This window comes from Halorubrum sp. DM2 (genome assembly GCF_901686465.1).
GTDB lineage: Archaea > Halobacteriota > Halobacteria > Halobacteriales > Haloferacaceae > Halorubrum.
Genome location: NZ_LR594487.1, coordinates 2,639,531 through 2,651,378, shown reverse-complemented (window position 1 = coordinate 2,651,378; position 11,848 = coordinate 2,639,531). Strand labels below are relative to the sequence as shown.

At 68.8% G+C, this 11,848-nt stretch carries 10 protein-coding genes; 4 read left to right on the top strand and 6 right to left on the bottom strand.

From position 1 onward, the window contains the following. Positions 1–47: 47 nt before the first annotated feature. From QOL69_RS13310 to dph5, 3 genes are all read right to left on the bottom strand, one after another. Positions 48–422: a CBS domain-containing protein gene (locus tag QOL69_RS13310; RefSeq protein WP_283403550.1), complete on the bottom strand. Its 375-nt coding sequence runs from the start codon at positions 420–422 to the stop codon at positions 48–50. A 139-nt stretch (positions 423–561) separates the two neighbouring features. Further along, positions 562–948: a CBS domain-containing protein gene (locus tag QOL69_RS13305; RefSeq protein ID WP_283403549.1), complete on the bottom strand. Its 387-nt coding sequence runs from the start codon at positions 946–948 to the stop codon at positions 562–564. A 75-nt stretch (positions 949–1,023) separates the two neighbouring features. After that, a complete protein-coding gene (gene dph5 / locus QOL69_RS13300) occupies positions 1,024–1,821 on the bottom strand; it encodes a diphthine synthase (RefSeq protein ID WP_283403548.1) in 798 nt (265 codons plus the stop codon). 174 nt (positions 1,822–1,995) lie between these two features. Between dph5 and QOL69_RS13295 the strand changes: the two genes are divergently transcribed. From QOL69_RS13295 to lrpA1, 3 genes are all read left to right on the top strand, one after another. Continuing rightward, positions 1,996–3,891: a 2-oxoacid:acceptor oxidoreductase subunit alpha gene (locus tag QOL69_RS13295; RefSeq protein WP_283403547.1), complete on the top strand. Its 1,896-nt coding sequence runs from the start codon at positions 1,996–1,998 to the stop codon at positions 3,889–3,891. Positions 3,892–3,894: 3 nt separating this feature from the next. Next, a complete protein-coding gene (locus tag QOL69_RS13290; RefSeq protein WP_048077321.1) occupies positions 3,895–4,833 on the top strand; it encodes a thiamine pyrophosphate-dependent enzyme in 939 nt (312 codons plus the stop codon). An 83-nt stretch (positions 4,834–4,916) separates the two neighbouring features. Continuing rightward, positions 4,917–5,345, top strand: a complete 429-nt coding sequence (gene lrpA1 / locus QOL69_RS13285) for an HTH-type transcriptional regulator LrpA1 (protein WP_048077320.1) — start codon at positions 4,917–4,919, stop codon at positions 5,343–5,345. A 44-nt stretch (positions 5,346–5,389) separates the two neighbouring features. On the opposite strand, the gene QOL69_RS13280 is transcribed toward lrpA1, so the two are convergent. Beyond that, positions 5,390–5,863, bottom strand: a complete 474-nt coding sequence (locus QOL69_RS13280) for a GNAT family N-acetyltransferase (RefSeq protein WP_283403546.1) — start codon at positions 5,861–5,863, stop codon at positions 5,390–5,392. A gap of 111 nt (positions 5,864–5,974) precedes the next feature. After that, the gene (gene ileS, locus QOL69_RS13275; protein WP_283403545.1) at positions 5,975–9,127 is read right to left on the bottom strand and encodes an isoleucine--tRNA ligase; all 3,153 of its coding nucleotides are present in this window, start codon (positions 9,125–9,127) and stop codon (positions 5,975–5,977) included. A gap of 195 nt (positions 9,128–9,322) precedes the next feature. Here ileS and QOL69_RS13270 point away from each other — a divergent pair, with 195 nt between their 5' ends. Further along, positions 9,323–10,552 (top strand): carboxypeptidase-like regulatory domain-containing protein, encoded by a 1,230-nt coding sequence (locus QOL69_RS13270; RefSeq protein WP_283403544.1) that lies wholly within the window; start codon positions 9,323–9,325, stop codon positions 10,550–10,552. Positions 10,553–10,604: 52 nt separating this feature from the next. On the opposite strand, the gene QOL69_RS13265 is transcribed toward QOL69_RS13270, so the two are convergent. Further along, positions 10,605–11,726 (bottom strand): pyridoxal phosphate-dependent aminotransferase, encoded by a 1,122-nt coding sequence (locus QOL69_RS13265; RefSeq protein WP_283403543.1) that lies wholly within the window; start codon positions 11,724–11,726, stop codon positions 10,605–10,607. Between the last annotated feature and the right edge of the window lie 122 nt (positions 11,727–11,848).

Below are 11,848 nucleotides of genomic sequence, written 5' to 3'. Positions count from 1 at the left end.
GGTCCGGCGGGTCGGTCCGGCGAGTCGGTCCGTCCCGCCCGATCCAGTCAGGAGAGGTGTTCGGCGATGTCCGTCGTCGACACCATCCCGACGTAGTCGTCGTCGACGACCGGGAGGTGTTTGACGCCGTACATCGTCATCATCGCGGCGACCTCCTGCATCATGAGGTCCGGCGTCACCGTCTCGACGTCCTCGGTCATCACGTCGCGGACCGTCGTCTCCGCGGGGTCGCGCCCGTCCGCGATCGCTCCGACGATGTCGCTCTGCGTGACGATACAGCCGCCGCCGGTCGTCACGACGAGCGCGCTGATGTTCTGATCGCGCATGCGCCGAGCGGCCTCGCGGAGGGGCGCGTCCCCCGCGATCGTCTCCAGCGGCGCGGACATGACGTCCGCGACGCGCGTTCTGTCGTCGAGATCCATGACAAGTCGTACGTTACCACATGTCATTACTCTTCCGGAACGCACAACGCCGACGGATCTCCCCTACTCGGGCGAGCGTCCCTCACCCCGACGAGTCGTGCCGTTTCGTCGTTCCGCCGTTTCGAAACCGGCCGGCCCGTCATTTCGCTCGCGAGAGGTACGCCGTGAGGTCAGTCGTCGACACCATCCCGATCGGTTTCCCGGCGTCGTCGGTCACGGGGAGGTGCGTGTAGCCGTGAGCGGTCGGCTCGGCCAGCTCCGCGACGGTGTCGTCGCGGCTCACGGTGACGACGTCCGTCGTCATGAACGCCTCGACCGGCGTCCGGTCTTTCGGGTCGTTGTCGCGGACGAGCGTGACGAAGTCCGTCGCGGTGATCAGCCCCGCCAGCGTTCCGTCCGTCTCGACGACGAGGATCGAGCTCACGTCAGTCTCGCGCATCCGCTTCGCCGCGTCGGCCGCGGCCGCCCCGCGTTCGATGGTCGTGAGGTCGGTCGACATGAGCCGCTCGACGGGAACGTTGTTCATGTCTCATGGTAACGTTGGCCACAGTAATCAAGCGTCCGGTCGAACCGATGGTTGTCCGGGAGCGCCGAGGAGAGCCTACTCCTCGACGAGCGACTCCGGAGCGTCCGCGAGGCCGACGAGGGCGTCCGCTTCGACGTGGTGGAGGTCCCCGGGGATCACGAGCAGGTGGAGCGGGTCCCCGAACTCGCGGTCGGCGAGCGCGCTCAGTCGGTCGGCCGCGACGACCGCGTCGGGCGAGCCGGCGCGGGCGACGACGACCGCGAGGGCGTCCTCCCACGCGTCGGCGAGCAGTCCGGCGGCGTAGTCGGCGGTCATGTACTCCTCGTGGTCGGGGTCCGCCCCGGTCGGACCCGTCCCGACCTTGATGTCGAGGTAGACGACGGTGTGGAGTCCGCGCTCGCGGTTCGCGTCGATCGTCTCGATCACGCTCGCGGGCACGTCGTCGCCGCCGTGGGCGTACGGGAACGGGAGCGTCGTCGCCTTCCCGAACCGGTAGTTCTGGAGCCCCGTCAGGCTCGACGCCGCCGACTGCGCGGTCACGCCGTGGATCACCCGCGTGTCGACCCCGCGCTCCTCGGCGCGGAGCCGGAGGTCGGTGTGGGTGGTCGATATCATCGTGTCGCCCGCGGTGAGGAAGGCGACATCTCCGGACTCGGCGGCATCGAGGATCGGCTCCGGGTCCCGCTCGACGCCGGCGCGGTCGCGGACCTCGACGTCGACCCCGTGGTACGCCTCCAGATCGGCGACGTCGGCACCGACCAGCCGGCTGGTGTAAAACTCCGCGAAGGCCCGGTCGCTCTCCCGGAGCGCCTCCCGGCCCTCGACGGTGATCGACCGCTCGTCGTAGAGACCGAGTCCGATGAACGTGAGCATGCCCGAGTTCGGCGTGCGTCGAAGTAAAAGGGCGCGGAAGCCCCCGCCAGTATCGTGGGAGCGAGTGGCACCCTAATAGACCTTCATGATTGTCCCTTGCGATTCCATAGCAAGCCCTAAGAGGGAACCAACGTAACGTCACCTCACGAGGCCCGTACGGGCTCACACACCACTATGACTGACGACGAACTCATCTGGCGGATATCGGGGGGATCCGGTGACGGGATCGCTTCGACCAGCCAGAACTTCGCGAAGGCCTTGATGCGATCGGGGCTCAACGTCTTCACGCATCGGCACTACCCGTCGCGGATCCGCGGCGGTCACACCTACACCGAGGTCCGCGCGTCGGCGGACCCCGTCGAATCCCGCGGCGACGGCTACAACTTCCTGCTCGCGCTGGGCGACTCGTTCGCCCGCAACCCGCAGGAGGGGGCCGTCTACGGGAACGAGGAGATCAAACCCCTCTCGGAGAACTTGGACGAGCTCCGCGAGGGCGGCGTCATCATCTACGACGAGGGGCTCTTAGACGCCTCGGAGATCCCGAACTTCGACGAGCGCGCCGAGGAGAACGACTGGCACGTCTTCCCCCTCGATCTCCGCGGACTCGCCCGCGATCAGGGCCGCGAGGTCATGCGCAACACCGCCGGCGTCGGCGCGACCTGCGCGATCACCGGGATGGACCTCGACCACGTCCAGGACCTCATGCGCGACGCGATGCCGGAGAAGATCCTCGAACCGAACCTCGAGATCCTCCAGATCGCGTACGATCAGGTTCGCGAGGAGTACGACGTGGACGCGCCGGACGTCTCCGTCCCGACCGGCGAACACGACGAGGAACAGCTGCTCATGTCCGGCTCGGACGCCATCGCCTACGGTGCCATCGACGAGGGGTGCCGGTTCATCTCCGGTTACCCGATGACGCCGTGGACCGAGGTGTTCACCATCATGACCAAGAACCTGCCGAAGCTCGGCGGGATCTCCGAGCAGGTCGAAGACGAGATCGCTGCGGCCGCGCTCGCGGTCGGCGCGTCGCACGCCGGCGTCAAGGCCATGTCCGGCTCCTCCGGCGGCGGGTTCGCGCTGATGTCTGAGCCGCTCGGACTCGCGGAGATGACGGAGACGCCCGTCGTCTTGGTCGAGGCGATGCGCGCCGGTCCCTCGACCGGGATGCCCACGAAGCCGGAGCAGTCCGACCTCGAACACGTGCTGTACACGTCGCAGGGCGACTCCCAGCGCGTCGTCTTAGCGCCGGGGACCGTCGAGGAGGCGTACGACCAGTCGCGGCTCGCCTTCCGGCTCGCCTACGAGTACCAGATCCCGTCGATCCTCCTGTACGACCAGAAGCTCGGCGGCGAGCTCGTGAACGTCCCGAAGAGCCACTTCGACCGCGAGCCGAACCCGACGCTCGGGAAGACGCTCTCGGAGGACGCGCTCTCCGAGCAGCCCCACAGCGAGGACGGGAAGTTCCACCGCTTCCAGCACGACGTCGACAACGGCGTCTCGCCGCGCTCGATCCCCGGTCAGAAGGGCGGTCGCTTCCTCGCGACCGGCAACGAGCACGACCCGACCGGCCACATCAGCGAGTCCCCGGACAACCGGGTCGCGCAGATCGACCGGCGGGCCCAGAAGCTGGCGGCGATCCGCGACGACCTCGACACGGTCGACACCGGCTCGTACGCCGGCCCCGAGGACGCCGAGTACGGCATCCTCACGTTCGGCAGCCAGCAGGGAACCGTCGAAGAGGCGGTCGGTCGCCTCAACGATGCCGGAATCTCGGTGAAGTCGTACGGCGTCTCCGACATGCTCCCGTTCCCGACCGAGCAGGTGGAGGCGTTCATCGAGAGCGTCGACGAGGTCCTCGTCGTCGAGATGACGGCGTCCGGACAGTTCCGCGGGCTCGTCCAGAAGAACCTCGGCCGCTACGGCGAGAAGCTGTCGAGCCTGCTGAAGTACAACGGGAACCCGTTCGAGCCGGCGGAGATCGTCGACGGGTTCGAGACCGCGATCGTCGAGGGCGACGGCGACGCGTCCGGCCATCAGACCACCTTCGTCCCAGCCGCAGGTGACTAACCAATGAGCACGTTTTCAGCGATCGGAGAGGAGCGAGAGATCGACCGCGACGAGTACACTCCCGGCGTGGAGCCGCAGCCGACCTGGTGTCCGGGCTGCGGTGACTTCAGCGTCCTGAAGGCGCTGAAGCAGGCGCTCCCGGAGGTCGGGCGCACGCCCGAGGAGACCCTGCTGTGTACCGGGATCGGCTGTTCGGGTAAGCTGAACAGCTACCTCGACACGTACGGGTTCCACACGATCCACGGGCGCTCGCTGCCCGTGGCCCGCGCCGCGAAGCTCGCGAACCCCGATCTCGAAGTGATCGCCGCCGGCGGCGACGGTGACGGCTACGGGATCGGCGGGAACCACTTCCTCCACACGGCCCGGGAGAACCACGACATGACGTACATCGTCTTCAACAACGAGATCTTCGGGCTCACGAAGGGACAGACCTCCCCGACGAGCCCCAAGGGTCACAAGTCGAAGACGCAGCCGTCCGGCAGCGCCAAGGAGCCGCTCAAGCCGCTCTCGCTGTCGCTGAACGCCGGCGCGTCCTACGTCGCCCGCACGGCCGCGGTCAATCCGAACCAGGCCAAAGAGATCATCGTCGAGGCGATCGAACACGACGGGTTCGCGCACGTCGACTTCCTCACCCAGTGTCCGACCTGGAACAAGGACGCGCGCCAGTACGTCCCGTACATCGACGTCAACGACTCCGACGACTACGAGTTCGACAAGACGGACCGCGTCGAGGCCGCCGAGATGATGCGAGAGACCGAGGAGTCGCTCCACGAGGGCGAGGTCCTCACCGGTCGCTTCTACGTCGACGAGGATCGTCCCTCCTACGGCGAGGAGAAGCAGGCGATCGGCGAGATGCCTGAGGAGCCGCTCGCCGAGCGCTACTGGGACGACGACTACGAGTGGGAGCGGTCCCACGACATGTTCCTCGACAAACACGCCTGAGCGGCCGCCGCAGCCGTTCACGGCGCAAGGCGCTCGTTTTCTGATTCGGAAGGTATTTTTTCATTGGAGACAACCATATACTCATGAGTACGGTATCGACGGAGGAACGGATCCTCTCTGTGTTAGAAGAGGACGCACAGGCGTCCTGCGGAGAGATCGCCGAGCGAGCCGACGTCTCGAAGCCGACGGTGCGGAAGTACATCGACCGCCTCGAAGACCGGGGTGTGATCGTCGGCTACTCGGCGGAGGTCGACCCGAAGAAGCTCTCCTCGCAGTCGATCGCCATGGTGGGGATGGACGTGGACTCGGGTCAGTACGTCGGGGCCACCCGGGAACTGAAGTCGCTCGACGAGGTCCAGGCGCTGTACACCTCCTCCGGCGACCACATGCTGATGGCCGAGGTGCGCGCCGGCGACGGCGACGAGCTCGGCGACGTCATCTCCGAGAAGCTGCTCGGGGTGGAGGGCGTGACCGCGGCACACCCGTCGTTCCTCCAAGAGCGGCTGAAGTGAGTCGATCCGGCGGTCGGCGGTCCCGCAGCCGTTAGTCCCGCGTCTCAGCCGAGCGCCCGTGGGTCGGCGATGACGACCGATTCGTCACCCGCCGGGCTCCGGCACGTTCCGCGGCGCGTGAACCCGTGGGCGCTGAAGAACTCCTCGGCGCTGGGACGGTCTGAGGGAACCGTCGCGCGGAGCGTGTCGACCCCGCGACCGGCGAGGGCGTCGCCGACGCGGGCGAGCAGTTCCTCGGCGACGCCCTCGCCGGCGCGGTTCGGATGGACCCACAGCGCCAGCAGCTCCGCCTCCGCACCGTCGGGGTCCGGGTGGGCGATCGCCAGTCCGACCGGGCCCTCCTCGTCGGTTTCCATCAGGAACGACCACTCGGCCTCGGCGGCGGCCTCGCGGACGCCGGCGGCGGACACGTCGAGTAAGGGCGCGCCGATGTCGTCGAACACCGTCTCCTCGCGCGCTCGCGAGACCACGGTCCGCAGCGCCTCCGCGTCGTCGGGCCGGGCCGCCCGGACATACATAATCAACCGTGAGTAAAGAACGCACCTATAGGTTTCGGCGGCGGCGCGATTGACGGGTGACGGCGGGCTGAAACGGTCGGCGTGACGGGGGAAGACCGACGCTCCGGGCCGTTACGCGACCGGTTCGACGCCGATCGTGACCGTGATACCCTCGACCTCCCACTCCTCGACGAGGCCGCCCTCGGCGGCCGCGGCGTCGCTCGGGTCATCGAGCCACGCGTCGGCGCGTACCTCCCCGGCGATCAGGTCGGCGTGGTCGTCGACAAACGCGGCGACGCGGTCGTCGTCGACCGCGACGCCGACGCGGATCCGCGCCTCCACGTCCAAGTCGAGCTCTTTGCGCATCTCCTGGATCCGGCGAATCACGTCGCGGGCGTAGCCCTCGGACTCGATCTCGGGGGTCAGGGAGGTGTCGACGTAGACGGTGCCGCCCTCGAACTCCGCACCAGAGACGTTCTCCGGCGGCTCCGCGACGTACTCGACCATCTCGTCGTCGAGGTCGATCGACTCGCCGTCGACCGCGACCTCGCCGCCCTCGACGGCCGCGCGGGTCGCGCCCTGAACGGCCTCCATCACCTTCTGTGCGTCGCCGCCGAACGCAGGCCCGATGGCGGCCATCTGCGGCTCGGCGGTCTCGACCAGTTCGTCGAACGCGTCGGTGACGACCACCTCGCGCGCGTTGACGCGGTCGGCGATCAGCTCGGAGAGCCTGTCGACCGCGGCCGCGACCGTCTCGTCGTCGGTCTCGACGACGACGCGCGGCACGGGCCACCGGAGCTTGCGCCCGGCCTGCTGGCGCGCGTTCGCGGCGGCCTCCTCCACGTCGCGGAAGACCGCCACGTCGCGTTCGAGGTCGGGGTCGCGCAGGTCGGCGTCCGGCTCGGGGTACGACAGCGCGTGGACCGTCGTCGCCTCGCCGTCGAGGGTCTGGTACATGCGCTCGGTCATGTACGGCGCGATCGGCGCGAGCAGACGCGTCACCTCGTCGAGGACGGTCGCGAGCGTGGCGTACGCGCCGCGCTTCGAGGCGGAGTCGGCCTCCTCCCACATGCGGTCGCGGACCGCCTTCACGTAGAACCGGGAGACGTCCTGCGTGACGAACTCGATCACGGCGTTGACGGCGTCGCTGACCTGATAGTCGTCCCAGGCGTCCGCGACCTCGGCTTCCACGGACTGGAGCCGCGAGAGCACCCACTCGTCGACGAGTTCGAGGTCGCCGTCCGCCAGATCGGCCTCGGCCGGGTCGTAGCCGTCGAGGTCCATGTACTCTAAGGGGAACCGGAACACGTTCCAGAGGATGTTGAGCTTGCCCTGTATCTCGCCGAGCCCGTCCCACTCGAACGCGAGGTCGACGCCCTGCTGGTCGTGGCTGAGGAGGTAGGTTCGCAGCGGGTCGCGTCCGGCGCGGTCGATCGCCTCCTCGGGCGTGACGATGTTCCCGACCGACTTCGACATCTTGCGGCCGTCCTCGTCGTTGGCGAACCCGTGCATCAGCACCTCCTCGTAGGGGATCTGGTCGACCGCGGCGGTCCCCATCCCGAGCTGCGACCAGAACCAGCCGCGGGTCTGGTCGTGCGCCTCGATGATCAGGTCCGCGGGCCACAGCTCCTCGTGGGCCGCCTCGTCGCTCGGATAGCCGAGCGTCGCCCACGACGCCACCGAGGAGTCGATCCACACGTCGAACACGTCGTCGATCCGCCGGTAGGTCGTCCCGTCCTCGACGACGGTGAGGTCGTCCACCGAGGGGCGGTGGAGGTCGATCGACTCGGGGTCGACGTCCTCCTCGACGCGGTCGGCGAGCTCCTCCCGGGTGCCGATCACGATCATGTCCTCGTCGAGCTGTCCGGACTCGGCGTCTTCGGGCACCCAGATCGGGATCGGGATCCCCCAGTAGCGCTGGCGGGAGACGTTCCAGTCGGGGGCGTCCTCGATGAAGTCGCGGAACCGGTTGTCCCGCGCCCACTGCGGGTGCCACTCCGACTCCTCCATGTTCTCAAGGAGGTCGTCTTTCACGTCCGTGATCGAGATGAACCACTGGTCGGTGACCAGCTGGATGATCCCGGTGTCACACCGCCAGCAGTGGCCGTAGCTGTGCTCGACGGTCCCGTGCGCGAGCATGTGGCCGTCGGCGACGAGGTCGTCGATGATGTCGTCGTTGGCGTCGCGGACGAACTGGCCGGCGTACTCCCCGGCGGCCTCGGTGAACTCGCCGTTCGGCCCGACGGGACAGTGGACGTCGAGGCCGAGTTCGGTGCCGCGGTGGAAGTCCTCCTCCCCGTGGCCGGGCGCGGAGTGGACGAGTCCGGTGCGGTCGGCCTCCACGTAGTCGGCGGCGTACACCCGCCCGGCACCGTCGAAGTCCGGGTACTCGGCGACGCGGTCGGCGAGCGGGTGGTCGTACGCCCAGCCAACGAGGTCGTCGCCGGTCAGCTCGGCCTCGACTTCGTAGCTCTCGTAGCGGCCCGCCTGTAGCACGTCTTCGACGCACTCGGCGGCGACGTAGAGCAGTTCCTCCTCGCCGTCCCGCTCGGCGCGGACCGCGTTGTAGGTCAGCTCCTCGTCGACGGCGACGAAGGTGTTCGCGGGGATCGTCCACGGCGTCGTCGTCCAGATGACGAGGCTCCCCTCGCGGTCGGCGAGCGGGAACTTCACGTAGATCGAGGGGTCCTCGACGTCCTCGTACTCGACCTCGTTGTTGGCGAGGCCGGTCTCGCAGCGCGGGCACTGCGAGATCGAGCGTTTCCCCTGCTCGACGAGGCCGTTGTCGGCGACCTCGGAGAACGCCCACCAGGCGGCCTCCATGTACTCGGGGTCAATCGTCTCGTAGGGGTCCTCCCAGTCCATCCACGCGCCGATGGACTTGAAGTCCTCGTCCATCGCCGCCCGGTTCTCGACGGCGAACTGCTTGCACTTCTCGATGAACGCCTCCATCCCGTACTCCTCGATGTCCCGCTTGTTCTCGAAGCCGAGCTCCTCCTCGACTTTCACCTCGATCGGGAGCCCGTGCATGTCGTAGCCGGGGCGGTCGGTGACGCGGTGGCCGGTCATCCGCTTGTACCGGATGACGGCGTCTTTCAGCGTCTTGTTCCAAGCGGTTCCGAGGTGCATCTGCCCGGAGGTGTACGGCGGGCCGTCCACGAAAAAGAACGGCGGGTCGTCGGCGTGCGCCTCTTTCGCCGCCTCGTAGGCGTCGTGGTCGTCCCAGTACTCGTCGACCGCGGTCTCGACGTCCGCGGGCGCGTACTGGTCGTCGATCTGCTCCATACGCGTTGGTCTGCGCGCGCGTATTTGAATACGGCGGAGTCGTGGGAACAGTTCAGACGGCGGGACCGACCGGGCACCGAACCGCGAAGCCGCGACCGCGATCCGCGAGTAGATTCCCGCTCGGACGCGGACGGAAGGTCGATCCTACTCGGGTATTTGGCCCATACCAATATCGTTCGACCCCCGATTGCGAGTATGAACGCCTCACGTGTGGTCGTCGTCGCGGCGGCGGTGCTGGTCGTCGCCGTCGTCGCGACCGGCGGCGCGGTCGGTCAGGAGCAGGTGACGCTCACCGTCTCGGTGACGGACCAGAACGGCGACACGGTCGGCGGCGTGACCGTCGAGGCGACGTGGGAGACCGAGTCCGGCGAGACGGAGACCGCGACGGGGACGACGGCGAGCAACGGGAACGTACTGCTCGACGTCCCCGAGGGGGCGAGCGTCGAACTGGACGTCGACGACGACGCGTACGTCCGGAACCGCCCCCTCCGCGTCGCTAACGCGAGCGAGACGGCGGTCGCGCTCGGCGTCAGTCGGAGCGGGACGGCGACGGTGACCGTGGTCGACGACCGGGACCGGCCGCAGGCCAATGCGACGGTGCGGATCCGCGAGGACGGGCGGACGGTCGACCGGGGCGAGACCGACGCGGACGGGATCTACGAGACGGCGCGCGTCGAGCGCGGCACGTACGAGGTCGTCGTCGTGAAGCCGGGCTACTTCGAGGCGCAGCGGGAGGTGACGGTGGCGCGGAACGCGGAGGCGACGGTCGCGCTCGAACGGGGGACCGTGACGCTCGACGTGCGCGCCCTCGACGACCACTTCGACCCGCCCGCCTCCATCGAGACCGGAGCGGTCCGCGTGTCCTCGCCGGCCTACGACGCCGAGGTGAGCGTGACAGAGGGGACGGCCTCGCTCAACGTCCCCGTGAACGACGTGTACACGGTCGAGGTCGTCAAGGACGGGTACGACGCCTCGAACGAACGGATCAGGGTGCGGGAGTCCTCGGCGAGCGTGAACGCCACGGCACAGCTGACCCCCGCACTGTCGGTTACGCCGGCGAACGAACGCGTCTTGGTCAGCGAGACGACCCGCGTGACGGTTCGGAACGCCTACGACGAGCGGGTCCCCGGCGCGACCGTCGAGGTCGATGGCGACGCGGTCGGCGAGACGAACGACCGCGGAGAGGTCGACGTGGAAATATCGTCGACCGGGAACCGGACGATCGTCGCCCGGGACGGGTCCGTCGCGTCCGATCCGGTGACGGTCGAGGGGGTCGACACCGCGACGGACGGGAACGGTTCCGACGGCTCGGGCGACGGTGACGACTCCGGAGCCACCGACGACGGCAGTCCCGGCTTCGGCGTCGTCGCCGCAGTTCTCGCCCTCCTCGCTGTCGGCACCGCGAGTCGGCTTCGGGGTCGCTGAAGCCTCCGGCGCGGGCCTCGGCCGAAGCGGTCGAGAGCGCCGTCGCGGTGGCTTATCGCGGACCCGGCGCGCCGTCGGCGAAGTAGTCCGCGAGCCGTTCGGCGGCCTCGGTCGCGCGCGGCGTCACCAGGGCGAACCGGATCCACTCGTCGCGGGCGGTTCCGAACGCCTCGCCCGGCATTCCGGCGACGCCCGCCTCGTCGACGAGCCGCTTGACGTTCGCCATCGTCCCCGGGAACCCCTCGAAGCGCGCGAGCACGTAGAAGGCCCCCTCCGGGCGGCTGTACTCCGCGCCCGCCGCGTCAAGGGCGCTCGTAAACGCGTCGACGCGGTCCGCGAGCAGGTCGCGGGCCTCGGCGTAGTAGCTCGGCGGGGTCTCGGCGAGCGCGTGGTAGGCCGCGTACTGCGAGGGGCGCGCCCCGGCGACGTTCACGAGCATGTGCCGGGTCCGCGCGTCGTCGACGTGCGCCTCGGGGAAGACGCCGTACCCGACCCGAAATCCGGTGATCGCCATCGACTTCGAGAAGCCGCTCGTGACGATCACCCGGTCGGAGTCGATGGCCAGCGCCGACTCGAACGAGCCGGCCAGATCGAACCGGTCGTACACCTCGTCGACGACGACGAGGGCGTCGACCGCCTCGGCGATACCGACGACCTCGCGAATCGTATCGAGGTCGTACACCGCGCCGGTCGGGTTGTTCGGGGTGTTCAAGACGATCAGCGCGGTGTCCTCGCTCGCGGCCGCGCGGAACGCGTCCACGTCGAGGCTTCCGTCGCGAGCGGTCGGCACCAGCGTCGGCTCGCCGCCGAGCAGGTGCGTCTTCCCCGGGTAGTAGGGATAGACAGGGTCGGTGAGCAGCGCCTCGTCGCCGGCGTCGCGGTCGAGCGCGCGCGCCATCGCGAGGTAGTTCGCCTCGCCGGTGCCGTTGGTGACGACCACGCGGTCGACGTCGACCCCGTTGCGCGCCGCGATCGCCTCCCGCAGCTCGCGGAGCCCGTCGCTCGGCGGGTACTGGAAGTCGGCGGGCGGGAGGTCGGCGTACTCGCGGAGCGCCTCGCGGAGCGCGGCGGGCGGCTCCCAGTCCGGGTTGCCGCTCACCATGTCGATGACGTCGCCGTCGGCGGCCGCGGCGTACTGCATCACGTGGAAGAACTTCGGCTCCTCGTACTCCATACGGCCGGGTGGGACGCGGTCGCCGTGGCTCTTTCGACCGGGAAGCGGGGGCTCAAAAGCGCCGAAGGGGAGGGAGGTAGGCGCAGCTTACGAGCGTCGCCGCGATCCGGTGGTTTGACCTG

Bases quoted from the DNA above. Each gene is read 5' to 3' on its own strand.
- QOL69_RS13270 (WP_283403544.1), top strand. From the start codon at position 9,323: ATGAACGCCTCACGTGTGGTCGTCGTCGCGGCGGCGGTGCTGGTCGTC.
- dph5 (WP_283403548.1), bottom strand. From the start codon at position 1,821: ATGCTCACGTTCATCGGACTCGGTCTCTACGACGAGCGGTCGATCACC.
- QOL69_RS13290 (WP_048077321.1), top strand. From the start codon at position 3,895: ATGAGCACGTTTTCAGCGATCGGAGAGGAGCGAGAGATCGACCGCGAC.
- QOL69_RS13280 (WP_283403546.1), bottom strand. From the start codon at position 5,863: ATGTATGTCCGGGCGGCCCGGCCCGACGACGCGGAGGCGCTGCGGACC.
- QOL69_RS13265 (WP_283403543.1), bottom strand. From the start codon at position 11,726: ATGGAGTACGAGGAGCCGAAGTTCTTCCACGTGATGCAGTACGCCGCG.
- QOL69_RS13295 (WP_283403547.1), top strand. From the start codon at position 1,996: ATGACTGACGACGAACTCATCTGGCGGATATCGGGGGGATCCGGTGAC.
- QOL69_RS13305 (WP_283403549.1), bottom strand. From the start codon at position 948: ATGAACAACGTTCCCGTCGAGCGGCTCATGTCGACCGACCTCACGACC.
- lrpA1 (WP_048077320.1), top strand. From the start codon at position 4,917: ATGAGTACGGTATCGACGGAGGAACGGATCCTCTCTGTGTTAGAAGAG.
- QOL69_RS13310 (WP_283403550.1), bottom strand. From the start codon at position 422: ATGGATCTCGACGACAGAACGCGCGTCGCGGACGTCATGTCCGCGCCG.
- ileS (WP_283403545.1), bottom strand. From the start codon at position 9,127: ATGGAGCAGATCGACGACCAGTACGCGCCCGCGGACGTCGAGACCGCG.